General features: G+C 46.0%; 21 protein-coding genes and 1 tRNA gene. 13 read left to right on the forward strand and 9 right to left on the reverse strand.

Annotated elements, in window-relative coordinates:
- The first annotated feature begins 60 nt into the window (after window positions 1-60).
- From RMO79_RS03185 to RMO79_RS03200, 4 genes are all read left to right on the forward strand, one after another.
- The gene (locus tag RMO79_RS03185; RefSeq protein ID WP_310481612.1) at window positions 61-384 is read left to right on the forward strand and encodes a hypothetical protein; all 324 of its coding nucleotides are present in this window, start codon (window positions 61-63) and stop codon (window positions 382-384) included.
- A gap of 100 nt (window positions 385-484) precedes the next feature.
- On the forward strand, window positions 485-799 hold the full coding sequence (locus tag RMO79_RS03190; protein WP_310481613.1) for a hypothetical protein: 315 nt from the start codon (window positions 485-487) through the stop codon (window positions 797-799).
- Window positions 800-1,089: 290 nt separating this feature from the next.
- Complete coding sequence (locus RMO79_RS03195) at window positions 1,090-2,718, forward strand: ABC transporter substrate-binding protein (RefSeq protein WP_396136509.1); 1,629 nt, start codon at window positions 1,090-1,092, stop codon at window positions 2,716-2,718.
- Window positions 2,719-2,722: 4 nt separating this feature from the next.
- Window positions 2,723-3,748, forward strand: coding sequence for an ABC transporter permease (locus RMO79_RS03200; RefSeq protein ID WP_310481615.1), 1,026 nt, complete (start codon window positions 2,723-2,725; stop codon window positions 3,746-3,748).
- A gap of 105 nt (window positions 3,749-3,853) precedes the next feature.
- On the opposite strand, the gene RMO79_RS03205 is transcribed toward RMO79_RS03200, so the two are convergent.
- Window positions 3,854-6,181, reverse strand: a complete 2,328-nt coding sequence (locus RMO79_RS03205; RefSeq protein WP_310481616.1) for an NB-ARC domain-containing protein — start codon at window positions 6,179-6,181, stop codon at window positions 3,854-3,856.
- Window positions 6,182-6,501: 320 nt separating this feature from the next.
- Between RMO79_RS03205 and RMO79_RS03210 the strand changes: the two genes are divergently transcribed.
- The 4 genes from RMO79_RS03210 to obgE all read left to right on the forward strand — a co-directional run bounded on the left by RMO79_RS03210 (window position 6,502) and on the right by obgE (window position 10,774).
- Entirely contained in the window at window positions 6,502-7,440 is a 939-nt protein-coding gene (locus RMO79_RS03210; RefSeq protein WP_310481617.1) for a ferritin-like domain-containing protein, read from the forward strand.
- A gap of 22 nt (window positions 7,441-7,462) precedes the next feature.
- Window positions 7,463-8,206, forward strand: coding sequence for an isoprenyl transferase (locus RMO79_RS03215; RefSeq protein ID WP_310481618.1), 744 nt, complete (start codon window positions 7,463-7,465; stop codon window positions 8,204-8,206).
- A 286-nt stretch (window positions 8,207-8,492) separates the two neighbouring features.
- Window positions 8,493-9,533, forward strand: a complete 1,041-nt coding sequence (locus RMO79_RS03220) for a fatty acid desaturase (protein WP_310481619.1) — start codon at window positions 8,493-8,495, stop codon at window positions 9,531-9,533.
- A 188-nt stretch (window positions 9,534-9,721) separates the two neighbouring features.
- Window positions 9,722-10,774, forward strand: coding sequence for a GTPase ObgE (obgE, locus tag RMO79_RS03225; RefSeq protein ID WP_310481620.1), 1,053 nt, complete (start codon window positions 9,722-9,724; stop codon window positions 10,772-10,774).
- Window positions 10,775-10,843: 69 nt separating this feature from the next.
- Here obgE and RMO79_RS03230 read toward each other — a convergent pair.
- A tRNA-Ser gene (locus tag RMO79_RS03230) sits at window positions 10,844-10,930 on the reverse strand.
- Window positions 10,931-11,004: 74 nt separating this feature from the next.
- Here RMO79_RS03230 and RMO79_RS03235 point away from each other — a divergent pair.
- The gene (locus RMO79_RS03235) at window positions 11,005-11,499 is read left to right on the forward strand and encodes a molybdenum cofactor biosynthesis protein MoaE (protein WP_310481621.1); all 495 of its coding nucleotides are present in this window, start codon (window positions 11,005-11,007) and stop codon (window positions 11,497-11,499) included.
- 146 nt (window positions 11,500-11,645) lie between these two features.
- On the opposite strand, the gene RMO79_RS03240 is transcribed toward RMO79_RS03235, so the two are convergent.
- Together RMO79_RS03240 and RMO79_RS03245 are read right to left on the reverse strand one after the other, a co-directional pair.
- The gene (locus RMO79_RS03240) at window positions 11,646-12,926 is read right to left on the reverse strand and encodes a tetratricopeptide repeat protein (RefSeq protein WP_310481622.1); all 1,281 of its coding nucleotides are present in this window, start codon (window positions 12,924-12,926) and stop codon (window positions 11,646-11,648) included.
- 185 nt (window positions 12,927-13,111) lie between these two features.
- Complete coding sequence (locus RMO79_RS03245) at window positions 13,112-13,726, reverse strand: DUF3038 domain-containing protein (RefSeq protein WP_396136508.1); 615 nt, start codon at window positions 13,724-13,726, stop codon at window positions 13,112-13,114.
- A gap of 327 nt (window positions 13,727-14,053) precedes the next feature.
- Between RMO79_RS03245 and RMO79_RS03250 the strand changes: the two genes are divergently transcribed.
- Both RMO79_RS03250 and clpP read left to right on the forward strand, forming a co-directional pair.
- A complete protein-coding gene (locus RMO79_RS03250) occupies window positions 14,054-14,566 on the forward strand; it encodes an adenine phosphoribosyltransferase (RefSeq protein WP_310481623.1) in 513 nt (170 codons plus the stop codon).
- 105 nt (window positions 14,567-14,671) lie between these two features.
- Entirely contained in the window at window positions 14,672-15,283 is a 612-nt protein-coding gene (clpP, locus tag RMO79_RS03255; RefSeq protein ID WP_310481624.1) for an ATP-dependent Clp endopeptidase proteolytic subunit ClpP, read from the forward strand.
- A 143-nt stretch (window positions 15,284-15,426) separates the two neighbouring features.
- Here the strand turns inward: clpP and RMO79_RS03260 are convergent, their stop codons facing one another.
- Window positions 15,427-16,068, reverse strand: a complete 642-nt coding sequence (locus RMO79_RS03260; protein ID WP_310481625.1) for a PEP-CTERM sorting domain-containing protein — start codon at window positions 16,066-16,068, stop codon at window positions 15,427-15,429.
- 167 nt (window positions 16,069-16,235) lie between these two features.
- Here RMO79_RS03260 and RMO79_RS03265 point away from each other — a divergent pair, with 167 nt between their 5' ends.
- Window positions 16,236-16,367, forward strand: coding sequence for a hypothetical protein (locus RMO79_RS03265; RefSeq protein ID WP_310481626.1), 132 nt, complete (start codon window positions 16,236-16,238; stop codon window positions 16,365-16,367).
- Here the strand turns inward: RMO79_RS03265 and RMO79_RS03270 are convergent.
- The 3 genes from RMO79_RS03270 to RMO79_RS03280 form a co-directional block, all read right to left on the reverse strand.
- Window positions 16,364-16,870 (reverse strand): FKBP-type peptidyl-prolyl cis-trans isomerase, encoded by a 507-nt coding sequence (locus tag RMO79_RS03270; RefSeq protein WP_310481627.1) that lies wholly within the window; start codon window positions 16,868-16,870, stop codon window positions 16,364-16,366. The genes RMO79_RS03265 and RMO79_RS03270 overlap by 4 nt on opposite strands.
- Before the next feature lie 80 nt (window positions 16,871-16,950).
- Window positions 16,951-18,108 (reverse strand): pentapeptide repeat-containing protein, encoded by a 1,158-nt coding sequence (locus RMO79_RS03275; protein WP_310481628.1) that lies wholly within the window; start codon window positions 18,106-18,108, stop codon window positions 16,951-16,953.
- An 83-nt stretch (window positions 18,109-18,191) separates the two neighbouring features.
- Window positions 18,192-18,347: a hypothetical protein gene (locus RMO79_RS03280; protein WP_310481629.1), complete on the reverse strand. Its 156-nt coding sequence runs from the start codon at window positions 18,345-18,347 to the stop codon at window positions 18,192-18,194.
- A gap of 14 nt (window positions 18,348-18,361) precedes the next feature.
- On the opposite strand from RMO79_RS03280, the gene RMO79_RS03285 reads away from it, so the two are divergent.
- A complete protein-coding gene (locus RMO79_RS03285; RefSeq protein WP_310481630.1) occupies window positions 18,362-18,586 on the forward strand; it encodes a heavy-metal-associated domain-containing protein in 225 nt (74 codons plus the stop codon).
- Here the strand turns inward: RMO79_RS03285 and RMO79_RS03290 are convergent.
- On the reverse strand, window positions 18,564-19,910 hold the full coding sequence (locus RMO79_RS03290) for a DUF58 domain-containing protein (RefSeq protein WP_310481631.1): 1,347 nt from the start codon (window positions 19,908-19,910) through the stop codon (window positions 18,564-18,566). The two genes, RMO79_RS03285 and RMO79_RS03290, sit on opposite strands and share 23 nt — an antisense overlap.
- Between the last annotated feature and the right edge of the window lie 205 nt (window positions 19,911-20,115).

Consider the following 20,115-nt stretch of genomic DNA (forward strand, 5'->3'; position numbering starts at 1 on the left):
TTGTAGTCTCAAGCATCAGTAAATCACTAATTTATTCTCACTCATTTAGGAATCTATATCATGAACTTCAAATCTATCCTCGTTGTCGGTTTAGGCTTAGCTACCATCGGTTTTTCGCTCCCCGCTCACGCTGACACTGCAACTGTTGGCGTTATCCGTCAAACTTCGGTAGTCACTGGTGTTGCTAACGATACCGCACAAGGTAGCTACACTAACATCAATAACAGCAAATTCGGTCGCACTGGTGCAGATAACGTTGGTACTTCAATCTCTGTAGACCAAGCTACCGATGTTCAAGGTAAATTCAACCGGACTACTCAAATCGGCGAAACCAATGTCGATAATTCTCAACGTAATACTGCTAGCCCTCGCTTCAAACGCTAAGTATTACTGCTGCGGTTGTTATTAAAGTCTCAAACAACCGCAACTGCTTTTAACTCCTCAATTTTAGTTACTCACTTTACTACTCATCGGAATTTCAATTATGAACGTTAAATCTCTTTTAGTTATCGGTTTAGGTCTAGCTACTGTTGGTTTTTCTCTTCCCGCTCATGCTGATACCGCAACAGTGGTTAAAACCATTCAAACTTCGGTGGTGACTGGTGTTGCTAACGATACCGCACAAGGTAGCTACACTAACATCAATAACAGCAAATTTGGTCGCACTGGTGCGGGTAATACTGGTACTTCGATCGTCACCGACCAAGCCACTGATGTCCAAGGTAAATTCAACCGGACAACTCAAATTAGCGAAACCAATGTCGATAACTCCCAACGTGGTCCTCGCTTCAAACGCTAAATATTACTGGTGTGGCGATATTTAATCAGTTAAATCACCACCCAATAACTTAGACTCACAATCTTAATTCGCTCCCTTACCAAATGTGGTAAGGGGGCGAATTGGCTATGGTTGCCAACGTGCTATTTAGCGATTATTTAGAGTTTGGGCGCGCAGAATTTGGTGCATGGTTGCCAAATCGTTATATATTAGTTGACACTCCTCGGCGTAAATGCAAGAAGATCCTTGGCTTAACAGAACCACCAAGATCGGATTTTAGCTTAAATTATTGTGGTGATTTCTTAACATCTATGAATAGATGGCAGCATGTTAGCTTAGTTTCAGTCGCGTTGCTCTTGGTAACCAGTTGTCAAAGTAGTAATAATTCGCCCACGGCTACCGCCAGTGGCGATGAAGGAACGATTACCGTCGGGACGACGAAACAACCGCGTACTCTAGATCCGGCGGATGCATATGAATCAAGCTCGATCGCGTTGATTCGGAATTTGAGCGACAGGTTGTATACTTACGATCCTGGTAGCACCGAAATTAAACCGCAGTTAGCCACGGCATTACCCAAACTTAGTACCGATGGTTTGACTTATACGATTCCCATTCGTCAGGGAGTAGTATTTCACGATGGTACGCCATTTGATGCCGCTGCGATGGCGTTCTCATTGCAACGCTTCATTCAAAATAAGGGCAAACCCTCATTTTTATTAGCCGAACGGGTAGAGTCGGTGAAAGCCACAGGAGCTTATGAGCTGACGATTAAGCTGAAAAAAACGTTTGCAGCCTTCCCCTCGATGTTAGCTTTTCCCGGTACCTGTGCGGTGTCGCCTAAAGCATACGAGATTGCCGAAGGTAAATTTAAACCCAAAGAATTTGTCGGTACGGGGCCTTACGTACTGAAAGAATATGGTACCGATCGAGTAAAATTGGTAGCATTCGATCGGTATTGGGGTACAAAGCCGCTCAATCGCAGCGTCAATCTCCAAATTTTCTTAAATAACTCCGCCAACCTCTATAATTCCTTCCGCACTGGCGCGGTGGATGTTGCCTTTCAATCTTTAGAACCAGATCAGGTTAAAAGCCTCGAAGAGGGAGCCAAAGCCGGAAACTGGCAATCGATCGCGATCGATGGTAGCGTGACTAGTTATCTAATCCTGAATGTCCTCCAAAAGCCCCTAGATAACCCCCTGGTGCGTCAAGCACTCGCGGCGTTAGTCGATCGACCCACCATCAACGAACGCATCTTATACGGGCAGGGCAAGCCCTTATACAGCATCGTGCCCAGTACCTTTAGCGTCTCTCAACCTGGGTTTAAAACTGCCTACGGAGATGGCAATATTGCCAAAGCAAAACAACTCCTCACCCAAGCCGGATTTTCGCCCCAGAACCCCGCGAAAATTCAAATCTGGTATCCCTCCGGTTCCACACCGCGCCGTCTGACTGCGGGCTTTCTGCGTGCCTATGCTCGGCAAAAATTGGGCGGGATGCTCGAACTCGAACCCAATACGATCGAATCGGCATCTTTCTTTAAATATGCCAGCAAAAATATTTATCCCGCCACCCTACAAGACTGGTATCCCGACTTTCTCGATCCCGATAACTTCGTTCAACCCTTCCTCGAATGTCCCAAGCAAAATTTCGATGAAAAAACTAAACGGAAACTACCGGGCTGCAAACAAGGTGGCTCTCAAACACAAGGATCGTTTTATTATAGCGATCGGATGAATCAACTTATTGCTGCACAAGGCAAAGAATCAGATCCCGCCAAACGCAAACAAATCTACGCCGATATCCAAAACCAAATCATTCAAGATGTCCCGCTAATTCCCCTCTGGCAAACTAAAGATTTTGTCTTCGCTAAAAAAGGCATGAGCGGCATCAATATCGATCCGCTTCAGAATTTGTTGTATTCGGGAATGAAGAAGTAAATTTATGTCACGATCGAAAAATCTCCAATACTACCTAACCGCCCGATTATTGCTGGCTCCGCTGATGTTGTGGACGATCTTTACGATCGTCTTCTTTCTGCTCAAAGCCACACCTGGAGATCCGGCCGATGCTTTTTTAGGTAACCGCGCCTCAGATGAAAGTAAGGCTGAATTACGTAAACAATTAGGGCTAGATAAACCACTTTATTTTCAATATTTTCGATACTTGTGGTATGCACTCCAAGGCGATTTAGGAAAATCGATTACAAGTTCTGGCGAAGCTGTTGTTAAAATTATTCAAGATAACTTCCCGGCGACTTTAGAACTCGCGATCGGGAGTATGTTAGTGGCTTTTATTGTCGGGGTTTCTGTGGGGACGATTTCTGCCGCTCGTCCCGGCACATTTACCGAACTTGGGGGTAGATTATTTGGGATAGTTAGTTATTCTTTACCGATTTTTTGGGTGGGGATGCTATTGCAATTAGTGTTCGCCGTCCAGTTACAGATTTTCCCCCTCGGTGGGAGATTCCCGGCTAATTTAACGCCACCAAAACCGATTACCGGATTATACACGATCGATAGTTTATTACACTTTGACTTAGCCAGCTTTTTTGTCTCGCTCCATCATTTAGCATTACCCTGTTTGACGCTGGGAATCTTATTAAGCGGCATTTTTGAACGCATCGTGCGCGTCAATCTCAAACAAAGCATGAAAGCCGAATATGTCGAAGCTGCTAGAGCTAGAGGTATTCCCGAAAATACCATTCTCATTTCCCACGCACTCAAAAATGTGATGATTCCGGTAGTTACCGTCTTGGGTTTGACTACTGCTTCCCTGCTGGGTGGTGCGGTACTGACTGAAGTAACCTTTTCTTGGCCGGGATTGGCAAGTAAACTATACGAAGCCATCTCCAATCGCGATTATCCCACGGTACAGGGCATCATGATCTTTTTCGCCGCGATCGTGGTGATTGCTAGTATTTTCATCGATCTCATCAACGCCTGGATCGATCCGCGAATTAAATATTAGCCTGAGTTGCTAGTTAGTCTCGAATGGAAAGAGAGAGGGGATTTTGGATTTTGGATTTTGGATTAAAAATCCCCCAGTCCCCCAGTCCCCTCGTCCCCTCGTCCCCTATTCCCCTGCTGCGATCTTGGCTAATTGCTGTGGTGCGGCAATTTCCGTAAATAATTGACGTGCGTGGAGATTCCAGTCTGTCTGGATCAGATCTCGATCTCCCGCTTGCTGCGATGTTAATTCGGCTTGATAATAGGCTTCAGCGAGATCGCATTTAGCACCGAGTTTATCGAGAATTTCAATCGCCTGGAGATGGGTAGAGCGTGCGATATCTAAGCGTCCCTGTAGTCGATAGAGTTGCGCCAAGCTGGTGAGGGTTCTACCTTGGGTTTGCAGGTAGTTTCCAGTTTGACAGAAGGTGAGGGTTTGCTGATAAACCAGTTCCGCGCGATCGAAATCGCCTAAATTAGTATAAGTTTGCCCGATCTTTTGGAGGAAATAAGCACTGCTTCCCATCCATTTTTGGTAGAAATTGAGGGTTTCAATTTGGGCGAGTAGTTGTCTGGAATAGTCAAAATTATTGAGGTAAGATTGAACTAATGCTTGGCAGACAATCGCTTTTTGCGCCCATCGATCGCGAATGGTATTATTTGTCATGTTAATTACCCGATCGAATATCTCACTCGCCTCATTAAGCTCCCACAAATCGATGTGATATAACCCCACACTTAATAATGAATCGATCTGTAAAATATGCAAGCAGTGAGTCAGATGAGATCGATCGGCTGGATCGATTCGAGCTAGACTTATGGATGTATAATCGATCGATTGTTGCTGGATTTCAATCGCTTCGCGAACTCGTCCGACAATCCAATATAAATCGCCGAGAATATTGGCGAGTTCAGCAGATTGTCGATCGCCAGGTAGTGCGGATATTATTTGAGTAATTGCGGTTAAAACGGGCTGAATCGCACCCATCCGATACAAGTTACTTGCTAATGGCAAAAACTGTCCCCACTGATTATCGCGCGGTTGCAATAGCACTCGTGCTGCTTGAGAAAAATCGCTAATTTCTATATAGTGATAATATGCCTCTAATGCGGTCATTGCCGTAGTAATATCTGTAATTGTCGTGACAGCCTCTGTCCAATAATTAGCCGCAGCCTGATGAGTTTTTATCCAATCGTCAGTATGCTGCAATCTCGCGATCGCTTCGGCTCTAATCGCCGGATGCAGCCAATAGCGACCGGAACTAAATTCAATTAACGAGCGATTTTTAAGCGAATTAACGACGATCGGTCGTCGCTCTGGTTCGATATCCCATAATAGAGATAATAGGGCATCGATATTCACTCGGCTCAAATCTTGGTAGCGATAACATCCCGCCCGACAGAGTAATTGATATGCATAATTATCTAACAATTGCAATCGATCGAACTGATTTCTTATCAATTGTTGCAATCCAGTTTCAATCGAGATATTCTCTCGATCTGTTGCCAAATATGTCTGAATATCGCTTTCAAAATCGGTATGGATATTTCCGGCAATAATTTCCATCACTTTGGCATTACCGCCATATTTATAATGTAAAGGTTCGAGTTCGTTAACTGTTGTCGCAATTTGACGGTAATTAAAATAAATTTGCCAGGTATTCACATCCAAACCAGACAGCCGATAATGAATTAAATTGAGATCGATTTCGCACAATCGATCGCGGCTGGTAATTAAAGTAACTCCCGGTAACTGGCGATCGGTTAATACCCGCAATAATTCTACATAACCACGCTGAGAGACAACAATCTTACCCTCGCCATCTAGTGCTGGTTCTAAATTATCGATTAAAATTCCCACTTTGCGCGTACTTAATTGTCGCTTCAATCTTAGTAAAGCTACCCCAAAATCTCGCCCCGGATCTGTTTGTAAATCTTGCCCCAACCATTCTTCAACCACGATCTCCGCTGGCGTAATTTGAGCCGTCTCTTTTGCCATCGATAATTCTAAAATTAGATCGCAGCCACAGGTTTTTAAATACTGCTGCGCGAGCATCGTTTTTCCGACACCACCTTCCCCCTGAATCACAATCGCGCGCTGTCCCTGCTGGATAAATTCATCCAATCTCGCGATCGCCCCTTCCCGACCGATAAACTGGTAATTAACGATCGACTGCACCTGCCCGATCGACTCAATCGCCTGAAGACGGTGTAAAATCGATTTGAGATTATTTTTAGTTACCCGCTCCCCCAATAGTTGCGATAATAATTGCCACAAAGCAGCAGCGATATCTTTGATGTGCCCTTCCGTGCAATGATATTCTGTGGCAATCTCGATATACTTTCGTCCGACCAATACCCGATCGATAATAAACACCTGAAGATCGTTAAGGTGTCTACCTGTCTGCATGGCAAGTAATCGATCGATCCAAGTTATGGCAATGTTAGCATTCATCGGGAGATGGGAGTTGGGAGATGGGAGATGGGAGATGGGAGTGAGGAGTAAGGAAAATCCCCTCCTCGGAGGGGTGCCCGAAGGGCGGGGTGGGTAGATCTTCGCAATAACTCATTAACTAGACTCGCGCATACAAACCTATTCGAGCGGGTAAGAGCGGCAACTACACCTCTGTATAAATAACAACTACCCCGCCCAAATTACTCATTCCCGACTTTTTCCGACTTTTCCTTAGTATAAGATTGCCGACGAGATCCGACTGACAGTATTTGTGCGGAAGTTTATAGTCGAACTACCACCTCAATATTGGTAGATGACACATGACTTTATTTTTGGCTGGCGATGCCCCCTTAGAGCTGCTACACCCGCAAGATTCCCAGAGCGAATCGAAATTTAATCTAAATATTCGATCGCTAATTGCCGATTATTTAGATCCGGTAACTCTAAATACTAAACTTCAAGAATTACCCCAACAGTTCGCTCGTCCGCAACCGCGAAAATGGGCGCGGATCGATTGGCAAAATCTCAATTGTGACCAGATTGTCGGCATCGAACCGCAACTCTTTTTAGCTATTCTCAAAGGTGCGATCGATACTGAAGCACCCATTCGCGACTATACCCAGACTAGTCGGCAATATCTCGCGCCCATTCATACCCAAATGGCAGAATTTGTCGGGGGAACTGTCGACGAAATAGGCAAGCACTCAAAAGGAATTTGGGAACTAGAAGAATGCCGTCATGCACCCGCACTTCTGAGAGTCTATCGCCAATTAAGCGGTGAGAAAATCGAGCTGACTTTCAAACAAGTTCGACCTTATCAACCAACTAGCTGCCCAGATCGCGATCTCTATCGTCACGGGTTGCATCGAATTTTTACTGAATATGGAGCAACTTGTTTATATCTGTGGCTGATGGGGCATTCTAAAGGTACGCTGCGGCAGATCTTAGGAGAACTAGTTTGCGATGAAGTCAACCATTTAATTAAATTCTGGGGGTTTGGCATCTGGCTGTACCCATGTCCGAAAGGATATCGATTTTTGCGTGGTTGTCAACAACTATTGCCACGTCGTTCGTCGGGGAATAATTTACTCAAAACCTATCGGCGGATGATGTCTGTCTTGCAATGGCAGGATTGGACGTGGCAACACCGCTGGCAGATCGTCACGACTTTCGCGCTGGTGATGCAACAGCTTTTAGCTTGGCATCATGCCCTCAAACCCACAGATTTAAATCGAATTTTTGGTGCTTCGTCTAATTAGCAAACTTACTATAAATAATACCATGAGTACTCAAACACTGACTAAACTACCAGCTATTTTAGATCCGACTAAAATGCCCCAACATATTGCCGCAATTATGGATGGTAATGGGCGATGGGCAAAACAACAAGGTTTGCCTAGAATTGCAGGACATCAACAAGGTGCAAAAACAGTTAAATCGTTATTACGGTGCTGTAAAGATTGGGGGATTGCTAATTTTACCGTCTACGCATTTTCAACTGAAAATTGGCGCAGACCAGCGGCTGAAGTTGATTTTTTAATGAAACTATTTGAAGGTTTATTAGATAGCGAACTAGCCAAACTGCACGAAGAAGGCGTGCGAGTTAGATTTCTAGGCGATCGATCTCAAGTGCCGATCGGACTTCAAAGAATGATGGATAAATCTATATCCACTACCGAACATAACCGCGCGGTAACATTTAATATTGCCATTAATTATGGCGGTCGGCATGAAATTCTGCAAGCCTGTAAATCGATCGCCACCCTGATTAGAGCGGGCGAATTAGACCCCCAATCGATCGATGAATCCGTATTCACTCAATATTTAGACACTACCGGATTACCAGATCCAGATTTGTTAATTAGGACTAGCGGAGAACAGCGGTTGAGCAACTTTTTACTCTGGCAACTTGCCTACACTGAGTTATATATTACCAATACCCACTGGCCAGATTTTAGCAACGACGAATTTACGCAAGCGATCGCCGATTATCAGCAACGCGATCGGCGATTTGGTAAGGTATGATTGGTTCGTTGTCAACTCCTGCGGCAACCAAGACTAAAATCGCGTTATGATGGCGATGGCTCGGCTCTAGTCAATCAATCTAGCCGATCGGTACCCTTGTGAGCGATCGACTTGCTAGACCCCAGCCCCACACTAATGTAGGATAAATATTAACGATCGTTAACAAAACGGTACGTAGTTTGGCTACAAATTCATAATTGCCATTTATCTACTGACGCAAAAGTATCTAACTGGCAGTCACAATCATTTTGCCTTCCTCATAAATACTGGAGATCTAAACCGCTACATGACTTTATCGATCGATCCGAATCCAGCCGCAGTGCTGTCCCCGCATCTCAAATTCAAACACATCGTTCAGTCTTTACCAAAATCAGTTTTTGTTAAAGATAGTCGTCAAGCATGGCTGACAGCCCTTAAAACCATCGTCAGCGTGACGATAGGGATGCTCGCAATTGCCTATTCGCCTTGGTATTTATTACCGCTGGCATGGGTATTTACAGGTACGGCGATGACTGGCTGCTTCGTAATCGGTCATGACTGCGCCCATCGTTCCTTCTCGAATAGTCGCAAAGTCAACGATATTGTCGGTCATCTGTTTATGTTGACCCTAATTTATCCCTTCCACGGCTGGCGATACGGACACGCCAAACACCACAAGCATACCAATAAAATGGACGTGGACAACGCTTGGCAGCCGTGGCGACCCGAAGATTATCAAGACGCACCTGCCTGGCTGCAAGTAGTTTATCAGGCGATGCGCGGTCGGTTGTGGTGGTTGGCATCATTACCGCACTGGGCAGCAGTCCACTTCGACTGGCGGAAATTTCCCGAAGGCAAAACCAGAGACGATGTTAAATTCTCGGCTCTATTTGTCATCATCGGTGCCGCAATTATCTTCCCGATTTTAATTGGGACTTTAGGTATCTGGGGCTTTGTCAAATTCTGGGTTATCCCCTGGTTGGTATATCACTTCTGGATGAGTACGTTCACGATCGTCCATCATACCGCCTCAGATATCCCTTTTACGCCCGCTGGTGAATGGAATGAAGCGATCGCCCAATTATCTGGTACAGTCCATTGTGACTACCCCCGCTGGGTCGAATTTCTCTGTCACGATATCAACGTCCACGTTCCCCACCACATTTCGACGGCAATTCCTTCCTACCGCTTACGGGAAGCTCACGCCATCATTAAAGAGCAATGGGGTGAATATATCAAAGAGCGTCAGTTTAACTGGGAACTGATGAAAGATATCACCGATAAATGTCATATCTATGAAGAGAATGAGTTTTATCAAAGCTTCCGCGAATTTAACGCGAATAACTAGGAATAGTGAATAGTGCGATCGATCGCACCACTCGCTAAATTTAATCTAGCAAAACATCCGAGGTGGGCAATGGCCCACCTTTTTTATTATCGACGCTCCACTACAAACTACTCACTATTCACTATTCACCGACAGTAAGATAGTAAGCTAAAATAAAACCTGACTCATTTACACCCAATCGCCCACACATGCAATTCATCGACCTGGCAGAAGTAGAAGTAGAATCAGGCAGTGGCGGCGATGGGATGGTTGCCTTTCGGCGTGAAAAATACGTACCAGCCGGAGGCCCCGCCGGGGGAAACGGCGGTAAAGGCGGCTCGGTATTATTTACCGCCGTTGAAAACTTACAAACATTACTCGATTTTCGGTACAACCGCCGCTTTAAAGCCGAAAACGGCACCAAAGGCGGTTCTAAAAACTGTACTGGCGCATCTGGCGAAGATCTGATCGTTGAGGTGCCTTGCGGTACGATAATTTACGATACCGAGAATGACGAAATACTCGTCGATTTAGTCGAACCCGGACAAACATTTAAAATTGTCTCTGGTGGTAAAGGTGGCTTGGGTAACGCGCACTTTCTGAGCAATAGCAATCGCGCGCCAGAATACGCCCTCCCCGGACAACCGCCCCAGCAAAAACGGATTCGCCTAGAATTAAAATTATTAGCAGAAGTTGGCATTATCGGATTACCAAATGCAGGTAAATCGACCCTAATTTCGGTACTTTCCGCAGCTCGTCCTAAAGTTGCCGATTATCCGTTTACCACTCTAGTACCCAATTTAGGTGTCGTCCGCAAACCATCTGGCGATGGGACATTATTTGCAGATATTCCTGGTTTAATTGAAGGTGCATCTGAAGGTGCGGGTTTGGGTCACGATTTCCTCCGCCACATCGAGCGCACCCGCGTATTATTACACCTCGTCGAGGCAACTAGCGAAGACCCGATCGGAGCCTACGAGACGATTCAACAAGAGTTAATCGCTTATAATGATACTTTGGCTACCCGCCCCCAAATTCTCGCCCTGAGCAAGATCGATGCCGTCGATGATGAAGAAGTCGCCGCCATCGCCCAAGCTTTGAGCGAAGTCGCCCAGCAGCAAGTATTTCTTATCTCTTCCGCAACTCGTACCGGATTAGATCCTTTACTGAGTCAAGTTTGGCAGCAATTAGACGAGCTAGCAGCCCAGCGTGCTGCCGATAAGTTAGCTCTAGAACGGTCGGCTTTCCCCGTACTCAAGTAAGATTCAAAAGAGGAAGGGCAATCCGTGGATCGCCCTTCCTCTATTTAACAGTTACCATAATTTTTAGAACGGACAGGGAGGGATTCGAACCCTCGATGGGGTTACCCCCATAACACATTAGCAGTGTGCCGCTTTCGACCACTCAGCCACCTATCCAAACAACGGCTATTAACCGATATTTCTTATAATACCATCCTGGCTAGATTTTTACAAGATAATTCTAATTAACGATGACAACTACACCGATAATCGCTCAAAAATCGGCTCATCCTGCCGATCGATTCGCGATCGGGTTTGCGCCCCTATTATTAGATGAAGTTTACCAACTAGCCGACGACCCCGGCAATGGTGCCGTTGTCATGATGAGCGGTACCGTGCGCGATCGCACTGACGGCAAAGCGGTAGAATACTTAGAATATCAGGCTTACGAGCCGATGGCGATTCAAGTATTTGCTGCCATCGGTTGGGAAATTCGCAGCAAATGGGCAGATGTCACGCATGTGGTTATCCATCACCGGATCGGTAAGTTAAAGATCGGCGAAATTAGCGTACTGTTAGCTGTCGGCTGTCCCCATCGCGGCGAAGCGTTTGCAGCTTGTCAATTTGCGATCGATACTCTCAAGCATCAAGCCCCGATCTGGAAAAAAGAGTGGTACGTTGAAGCCGACGGACGCACCGCCAGCACATGGGTAAGCATCGGAGCCTGCGAGGAGTTAGATTGTTAATTAGGTATTAGGTATTAGGTATTAGATTTTAGGTTTTAGATTTTAGGTTTTAGCGAAGATCTACCCACCCCGCCCTAATTCCTTCGGAAAGGCTTCGCCAACGGGCACCCCTCCTCGGAGGGGATTTTCCCGATCCTTACTCTCCTCTACAATCCTTGTTCCAAATTAGCAATTACTCGTTCGAGATACCAGTCTTCAGGATAGCCGGGATGCTCCTCTTTGAGTCGATCGATCAGGCGTTGAGCGATGCCCCAGTGTCCGCTGACGAGGGTGAATAGACGTTGACGGAGTGGTTCGTTGCCATCGTTGGGAGTCGATGATGGAGCGGGGGTTTGAGGGCTAGAACGTTGGAGCTTTTGTAAATGTGCGAGCGTTTCGCGATATTTGGGTAAATCTTGACGTTCTAAATAAATATTTGCCGCCATCTGATAATCGGCGATCGCGCGATTTAATTCTTCAATTTTAGTAGCTGTTTGCGCTCGATAAATATAAGCAGTAGGTTCTTGCCGATCGATCGAAATTGCTTGGGTGAAATCGGCGATCGCGGCGGTATAATCGTGTAAATTGACTCTTGAATTTCCCCGTGCTAAATAGATAAATAGATCGCGATCGTCGATCGCTAGCGCGCGATCGAAGTCTAAAATTGCCCCTCGATAATCTCCCAATCGATCGCGTAATTTTCCTCGGCTGCGATAAGCAACATGCGATGTCGGATCGAGTTGGATAGCTTGACTGAAGTCGGCTAGTGCTGCGGTGAAATCGCCTTTTTTGAGATATAATACCCCCCGGCAATTATAAGCACGTACATCGTTAGAGTTAGTTTGTACCGCCCAATTAGCATTATCGATCGCCCCTGTAAAATCGCCGCGTTCGCCTTGTTCTAATAAGTTAGTATAGAATTGCTCGGTGGTAATTAGGGGCGCGAGCACGATCGGTTTTGAGACTGGAGGATCGATCTGTTTGGGTTGTAAAGATTGCGCCAATTCAAAACATTGCCGACTGCGATCGGGGTTTTGTTGGGCTAAATATAAATTAGCAGCAGTTTTATATGCCGATATTGCTTGAGGATATTGGGCGAGTTTTTTAAAGATTAGTCCTTTCAGTTGATATGCTGGTGCATAATCTCGCCCGAAGAGAATCGCTCGATCGATATCTTCCATCGCCCCCGGAAAATTCTTGAGCGTCAATCTCGCTAAAGCACGAGCATAAGAACAATCTCGGTGATGAGAATCGATCGCCAGTGCCTGCGTATACTCCGACACCGCCGTCAAAATTTCACCCAAGTCAAAATAAGCCAAACCTCGGCGATAGTAAACTTCCGCCCATTCTGGCGTAGCAATTGCCGCCAAATCGAAATCTTCGATCGCGCCACGATTGTCGCCAGCCTTGGCTTTAGCTAAACCCCGTTCGTAGTATTCTTTTGCCATAATTTAGGATTGGAGCGGGGAGGGGGAGACGGGGAGACGGGGGGACGGGGAGACGGGGATTAAGGATCGGGAAAATCCCCTCCCAGGAGGGGTGGCGCGTAGCGACGGGGTGGGTAGATCTTCGCTAAAACCTAACACCCAACACCCAACACCCAACACCCAACACCTAAAACCTAAAACCTAAATCACTTCACTTCCCCATCGAATAGACTCATCCACAGTCGTTGCGTACCGAGAGTACCCGTGCAGAATAGCAACTTGCTCAAGAGGGAAACAGCTAACTCATTTAACTTATCGTCGTCTTGATAGATGCTTACCTTCGCGCGGCGGGGGTTCATTCTGCTGCGAAAATGGGCGCGGAAGCGGTCTAAATATTCCGAAAGGCGAAAATTGTACTCAGGGGGAATTTGCTTCTCACTGAGCTGCTGCTGGGCTTGTAATAGCTGACGAATCGGCACCGCCAGACGGCTGGCTAACCTACAGCCGATCGCACTTAAAGCTTTAGCTTCTTTGAGCGACAAAATCCGCCGCGTGTGAGCGCGCCGCATCGGATTGGTAGAGCGCATCCGCCAGAGGACGATCCGATTTTTGATAATCTCTTGGAGGTTTAATTCTTTGGCAAGTTCGAGAATTTGTTCGGAACTACTCGATTCGATCGCTTCGATCGCTAGTAAAATCAGATCGAGTTCGACTTTAGTGCGGCGCGGACAAGCCTCGCCATCGATGCCAGGATTGGGAAGACTTTCAATTATTCCCAGCAGCGACTCGGACATGGGGCCATTGATCGGTGATGCAATCATATATCAGAAAATCGATCGAGTAATTTATAGATGCGGCATAAATCGTCTACAGATTTAGACCCAATTCCGGGGTAAAATTGTTGCGATCGACATTAACGGCGCGGCAGTTGCCAGGACGATCGCTAACATCTACTCCACACCAGAATACCCGAATTTCAGACATTAACTACAATTCTAGCCGCCTCAAAACCGGAATTAGATCTAGTTTATTGACGTTTTATGTAGCAAGGCAATCGATCGCCGATCGACGTTGGTTCTAGACTGTTGTCAAAATAGTTACCCTACCTATCGACTCTCGATCGACATTCAATTCATCTCGCCAAATATATGGATCTTAAAACTCTCATTCGCGACATTCCCGACTTTCCCAAACCAGGGATCTTATTTCGCGATATTACCACCCTACTGCGCGATCCCGCCGGGTTAAAATACTCGATCGATACCCTCGCCGATAAGGTTGTAGACTTGCAGCCGCAATATATTGTCGGGATGGAGTCGCGGGGGTTTATTTTTGGAGCTGCACTAGCATTTCAAATGGGGATTGGCTTCATTCCCGTGCGGAAACCCGGAAAATTACCCGCAGCAGTAAGATCGATCGATTACGCTCTCGAATATGGTACCGATCGTCTAGAAATCCACGCTGATGCCTTCGCACCTGGAAACCGGATCTTAATTGTTGACGACTTAATTGCCACAGGCGGTACAGCCGCAGCTACAGCTAAACTATTACAAGAACTTGGCGGCGAATTAGTCGGCTGCGCCTTCGTCATCGAACTAGACGCTCTCAACGGTCGATCGCATTTACCCAACGTCCCAATTATCTCACTAGTTCATTACTAAACTCACATCTCCAAACTCCCATCTCTCAACGGGTACGGATACCCCTAGACCGTTAGCCCCTAGATTGGGTAATAATAGAAAGAATCGATATATATTGGCATAGCTATGATACCTACCGTCATCGAACAATCTGGCAGAGGCGAACGCGCCTTTGATATCTATTCTCGGCTATTGCGCGATCGCATTATCTTTTTGGGCGACCAAGTAACCTCAGATTTAGCCAACCTGATCGTGGCGCAACTATTATTTTTGGAAGCAGAAGATCCCGAAAAAGATATCTACGTATATATCAATTCCCCTGGCGGTTCGGTTTCCGCAGGGATGGGCATCTTCGACACGATGAACCAAATTCGCCCCGATGTTTGCACCGTTTGTATGGGTTTTGCAGCTAGTATGGGTGCATTCTTGCTCAGTGCTGGAGCCAAAGGTAAACGGATGAGTCTCCCCAGTTCGCGGATTATGATTCACCAGCCTTTAGGCGGCGCACAGGGACAAGCGACAGACATCGCTATCCAAGCTAAGGAAATTCTCTACATTAAAGGTAAGTTAAACGATCTCTTGGCAGATCATACCGGACAACCCCTCGAAAAAATCCAAGAAGATACCGATCGCGATTTCTATATGTCTGCTGTCGAAGCCAAAGAATATGGTTTAATCGACACGGTAATCGATCGACGCGTCAGTGCTTCAAATCCACCGCTGGCTTTAGTTCAGTAAGTGAAGTACCGATCTGTGTAGTTTCAGTAGAGACAGCGCAACCAGTTAGTAGGGGCAATTCATGAATTGCCCCTACTAACTGATTCTGTAATAATTAAGGGGTCTAAAGATCGCCAAAATCGAATCGAAGTCGCTCTTTATCTCTAAACGATATCTTTGTTATCTTTTTGAGTTTTGGCTAGCTTCCGTTTGAACGCAGCCGCAAATCCCGCAGCAGTAATCGTCCCCAACATTGTAAATGGTTCGGGAATTTCTGTAGCATTAGTAGGCGTGACATTGATATTGTCAAATTGATGGAATGGTGCATCCTGATTCCAATCAACAGACACTAAGTTAGTGAAGTTAGAAAAGTTAAAAGTTTGGAAACCTCGCAATGCATCTGTTGTAAAAGCTTGAGTAATAGTGCTGTTGTCAGTCCTCAAACCTGTAAATGAGACAGTAACATTTTTATAAGTCTCATCAATGCCATCACCATTAAGATCGGTTAGGTCGATCGATGTTAGTGTGAACGAGCCATTGCCTACTTGAGCTAGACTAATAGTAGGAGTGAAAGTTGAAGCAGCAAAAAGAGCTGTCGATCCTTGGTAGCGACGATCCAGAGTACCAAAATAGCTGATTCGTGGATTACTAATTATAAAACCATTTTCTGTATAGGGACTGTTGACTCCAGGAGTACTCATACCAACCACTTCTAAACTTTGGAAATCAAGAATGACGGCTTGAGCGGGAGCGGCGGCAAATAGCGACAAAGCCGAAAATCCAGTCAGGGCAATAGCTTTAGCCATTGTGGGGGGGTAGGTCGTTTCATTGTTTGTTCGGGGTATATGTATAAATTGCGACTAAATTGAAATGTAGTCAGAGTGGGTCAGATGTTTTTGCTAACACATTATCCAAAGTTAATAGACTTGTAGTGTTATGAATATAATATACTCAAGTAGCCTCAAATTTCAATATGTTGGCTCTAAATATTCCATACTTTGATGCTTTTATCCAAATGGTGCAAGGCAATGCTGTCAGCCCGATCTCCATTCACGCCAAACCCAACCGCAGCATACTAATATCCGATCGCACGTACAATCTTTAATTACTAATCTTGAGTAATTCAACATCGAAAATTAGCGTCGCATTCGGTGGAATTACGCCACCAGCACCTGCCGCACCATAACCTAATTTTGGCGGAATAGTTAACTTACGTCTCTCGCCAACTTTCATCGTACTTAATGCTTCATCCCATCCGGGAATTACTTGTCCTTGACCGACTATAAAGCTAAACGGTTGACCTTTATCGCGAGAACTGTCAAACTTTTTACCATTGGTGAGGGTACCAGTGTAGTGAACCACTACCGTTTGCCCTGGTTTTGGGGTAGCTCCTTTACCTGCTTTAAGAACAGTATATTTTAAGCCAGAAGGAGTAGTAGTTATTTTGGCACCTTTATTTACTGCCAATAATCCGATATTTTGGATGGGTTGTTGCTGCGCTATGTTAGCAACTGCGATCGCCGCTGTGCTATTAATAGTAAATTGCCAGCACGAACCTAAAACCCCAGTAGCAAGCATCCCGATCGAACCAATTAAATTTTTTCGCATTAGTACACCTCAATTTCTAGTTGTCTACCATACCATAAATTAATCTCAGTCAACATTTATCGTCAAATAAACGATCGATCTTAACTGCTGACTGCTGTTAAATAGTCTGGTAATTGAGTGGTTTCATCGCAAATAGCTTGACTGAGTTGTTGGCGAGTAAGTCCGACAACTTTACGCAAGTCGGCATTGATTAAATTGGTTTGCTGGAGATTGGCACCTTTAAGATTTGAGCCTTCGAGATTGGCTTGCTCTAGATTTGCCTCGCTGAGATTGGCTCCTTCGAGATTGGCTTTCCACAGATAGGCACCTTCGAGATCGGCTTGCCACAAACTGGCATCGCTGAGATTGGCTCTGCCTAATGATGCGCCTGCTAATTTAGCTTGCCACAGTTGCGCTTGGCGGAAATTTACTTTCCACAGATCTGCACCCCATAATTCGATGCCACTTAATTCGGCATCGCGAAGATTGCTTTCGCGCAGTTCGATAATTCGATCGGGTCGATCTTTACTGACATCTCGACGGTTTAAAATAGTCATTACCGCTTGAATATCTGTGGAAATTCGGGAGGATGGGGACGATTTGCGGCTGGGTTTTGAATCGGGTACGTCGCCGATTTTCGGTGGTGGTTCTAGTATTCGGAGCGTCGGGGGCATCTCAATTTTAACAGATCGTTCGCGCACGAACGCGGTGAGGACTTCGATCGTCAGCCAATATTCGGCGGTGGAGTCTTGCGCTAGGCGTTCGAGGGTATAAATACCACCGAGCCGAATTTCGATTTTATCGCTGGCTAAATGGGAAATTGCCTGACTGAACCTGTCGGTGTAGAGTCGATCGTTGGTACTCTGAAATTGTGCGTCAGTGCGTCGTAAATACTTCCAGCCAGCGTGTGTTAGCCCGCCGATGATAATTGCGCCAGCACCCTGAAATAAGAGGTTGTAGACCCCATTTTGAGCGTTAATGCGATCCCCTTCAAGGATAATTAGCTCTTTTTGCAGGGCAATTCGATCGATGGAAGTCAGGCTGCGAGGGGGGATTTTGTCAATATCTTGTTGCAATTGACGAATTTGTTCGTTGAGGTGTCTGAGACTGGTTTGTTGAAAAAACCAAATTCCAGCGATAAACAAACTACTGACAATGACTGCTAATGGTAACCGCAAACTTCTCGATGCGATCGCATCTGAGGTATCGTCTTGAAACGAGCTACTCGCCCGATCCGACATTAATCGAGATCGATTCATAAAATTCACCTGCTAATATGCCCCAGAAGCTGCAATGATGGGAATCTCATGGGGTTTTGCTAGAGAAACTATCCTAGTGGATTTTAAATTAATGTTGGTGGGTAGATTTTCATTGCATTATATCCTACCCGAAACTGCTGGCGATCGACAATTAATTTTGAGACTCGATCTCGCTCGGTAGCAATCCGATCGTTGTTAGCATTATCTTTGAGATACACTTGTTCGATATATCCATCCATTAAATATCCCGATCGTGCTAACAACATTTACAGTTCCAGACATGGCTTGCGGTGCTTGCGGTGACAAAATCAGTCAAGCAATTAGCTCGCTCGATCCGCAAGCAATAATTATTGCCAATTCTCAAACTAAATTAGTCCAAATCGAGAGCGAGTTACCAGTTGTAAATCTTGAAACTGCGATTGTCGATGCGGGATATACTGTTAATAAGCAACCGATCATAACTGATTTCTCGATTTAATTTGAATGTAACGATCGACTAATCGATCGCTAATTTGGTTGGCTGGTGCATCTAAAACTAATACCCCTTTGCGTTTGAGGTTGGCGAAAGCAAGTTCGCGCTGGCGAAGTAAATCGAGTGCGACGGCTTGAGTATATGCACCCGGAATATCTGCGGCTAATTCTTGAGCGCGGAGATCGACTTGCGGATCGCGAAGGGTGACACAAAAGGGCAGATAGCGGGGGGTGAGTCGCCCCAGTGCGGTGAGCAGTTCGGCGGAGGCGATATCGTCGATAATATCGGTAATAATCACGACGAGCGCGCGGCGACTTTGTTGTTTGATGATGGTGGTAACGGCTCCGAGATAGTCGGGTTCGAGCAATTCGGGTTGAATCCGACTGACGCGATCGAGTATTCTCGAAAAGTGGTTCTGTCCCTGTTGAGGTGGAATCCAAGTAGTTAGATATCGATCGAATACGCCCACACCCACCCGATCTCCGCGTTGAATGGCCGTTAGAGCTAAAGAAAGCGTCGCATTTAAGCCAAAATCGAATCGTTTGTAGCCCTGAATATTTGCCGTCATCAGCCGTCCGCGATCGAGTAGAATAATTACCGTCTGCTCTTGCTCTGGTTCTAGCACCCTAATTAACGGACGATTGCGCCGAGCTGTAGCTTTCCAATCGATCGATCGCGGATCGTCGCCAATATTATATTCTCGCAATTCGCTAAATTCCGTCCCCATCCCCCGCTTTTTCTTCTGGCGCATGGCTCCTGTCGATTGCAGCGTTAGCTTAATCGAAAGTGCTTTTAAACCTACCAAATCGGGATAAACCGCCACAGTTTGCGCCGCATCTACCCGCCACTGGTGCCAAGCCAACCCCCAGCCGCTCAATTGCCTAACATATATTCCCTGCCATTCGTACTCGCCACGACGGTAAGGATGGACTGTGTAGCCGATCGACTCGATCGTACCCGTTTTGGAAACTCCAGCAATTAATTCGGGCGTTGCTGCCAAATCTTGCGGACTGCCATCGCGAATTTGATAATTAAACTGGCGAGTTTTACCGCCCGTTTGTGGCGATGAAACTTTTAGTGTCACCGGATTATCGCGCCCGATCGACAGTTTCCCCAATGGCTCTCGATTCACCTCGATCCGATCGGATTTACTCCGCCAAGCATCGATACCTGCAACGAGAATTAAGCCAGCATACCAAACAAATGTCAGGGCGATCGCGATGCCCAATCGGGCGGGAACTAGAATAGCTAATAGAGTTGTCACTACTCCCCCGCTTGCTAGCAACCATAATGTCCGCGCGCTAGGAATAAAGCCGATAAGTTGATTCATTACAAACGTTTCGCTACTGGGAAAGATCTTAGCCTAGATCGGAATCTTATTTTCCCACAGCTCGATCGTCAAAATGAGGGGCTACCGCGTACTGACAAGTAGAAACTAGCTTCGTTTAAGGTTTGTGTACCCCCCCAACCCCCCCTTATAAAGGGGGGGCTTTCTTGCTCCCTCCCCTGCTTGGTGCGCTGTCTTGTCGTTTTTT

The organism is Chamaesiphon sp. VAR_48_metabat_403 (assembly GCF_031422475.1).
Taxonomy (GTDB): Bacteria; Cyanobacteriota; Cyanobacteriia; order Cyanobacteriales; family Chamaesiphonaceae; genus Chamaesiphon.

Bases quoted from the DNA above. Each gene is read 5' to 3' on its own strand.
- RMO79_RS03185 (WP_310481612.1), top strand. From the start codon at position 61: ATGAACTTCAAATCTATCCTCGTTGTCGGTTTAGGCTTAGCTACCATC.
- RMO79_RS03190 (WP_310481613.1), top strand. From the start codon at position 485: ATGAACGTTAAATCTCTTTTAGTTATCGGTTTAGGTCTAGCTACTGTT.
- RMO79_RS03195 (WP_396136509.1), top strand. From the start codon at position 1,090: ATGAATAGATGGCAGCATGTTAGCTTAGTTTCAGTCGCGTTGCTCTTG.
- RMO79_RS03200 (WP_310481615.1), top strand. From the start codon at position 2,723: ATGTCACGATCGAAAAATCTCCAATACTACCTAACCGCCCGATTATTG.
- RMO79_RS03205 (WP_310481616.1), bottom strand. From the start codon at position 6,181: ATGAATGCTAACATTGCCATAACTTGGATCGATCGATTACTTGCCATG.
- RMO79_RS03210 (WP_310481617.1), top strand. From the start codon at position 6,502: ATGACTTTATTTTTGGCTGGCGATGCCCCCTTAGAGCTGCTACACCCG.
- RMO79_RS03215 (WP_310481618.1), top strand. From the start codon at position 7,463: ATGAGTACTCAAACACTGACTAAACTACCAGCTATTTTAGATCCGACT.
- RMO79_RS03220 (WP_310481619.1), top strand. From the start codon at position 8,493: ATGACTTTATCGATCGATCCGAATCCAGCCGCAGTGCTGTCCCCGCAT.
- obgE (WP_310481620.1), top strand. From the start codon at position 9,722: ATGCAATTCATCGACCTGGCAGAAGTAGAAGTAGAATCAGGCAGTGGC.
- RMO79_RS03235 (WP_310481621.1), top strand. From the start codon at position 11,005: ATGACAACTACACCGATAATCGCTCAAAAATCGGCTCATCCTGCCGAT.
- RMO79_RS03240 (WP_310481622.1), bottom strand. From the start codon at position 12,926: ATGGCAAAAGAATACTACGAACGGGGTTTAGCTAAAGCCAAGGCTGGC.
- RMO79_RS03245 (WP_396136508.1), bottom strand. From the start codon at position 13,726: ATGATTGCATCACCGATCAATGGCCCCATGTCCGAGTCGCTGCTGGGA.
- RMO79_RS03250 (WP_310481623.1), top strand. From the start codon at position 14,054: ATGGATCTTAAAACTCTCATTCGCGACATTCCCGACTTTCCCAAACCA.
- clpP (WP_310481624.1), top strand. From the start codon at position 14,672: ATGATACCTACCGTCATCGAACAATCTGGCAGAGGCGAACGCGCCTTT.
- RMO79_RS03260 (WP_310481625.1), bottom strand. From the start codon at position 16,068: ATGGCTAAAGCTATTGCCCTGACTGGATTTTCGGCTTTGTCGCTATTT.
- RMO79_RS03265 (WP_310481626.1), top strand. From the start codon at position 16,236: ATGTTGGCTCTAAATATTCCATACTTTGATGCTTTTATCCAAATGGTG.
- RMO79_RS03270 (WP_310481627.1), bottom strand. From the start codon at position 16,870: ATGCGAAAAAATTTAATTGGTTCGATCGGGATGCTTGCTACTGGGGTT.
- RMO79_RS03275 (WP_310481628.1), bottom strand. From the start codon at position 18,108: ATGAATCGATCTCGATTAATGTCGGATCGGGCGAGTAGCTCGTTTCAA.
- RMO79_RS03280 (WP_310481629.1), bottom strand. From the start codon at position 18,347: ATGGATGGATATATCGAACAAGTGTATCTCAAAGATAATGCTAACAAC.
- RMO79_RS03290 (WP_310481631.1), bottom strand. From the start codon at position 19,910: ATGAATCAACTTATCGGCTTTATTCCTAGCGCGCGGACATTATGGTTG.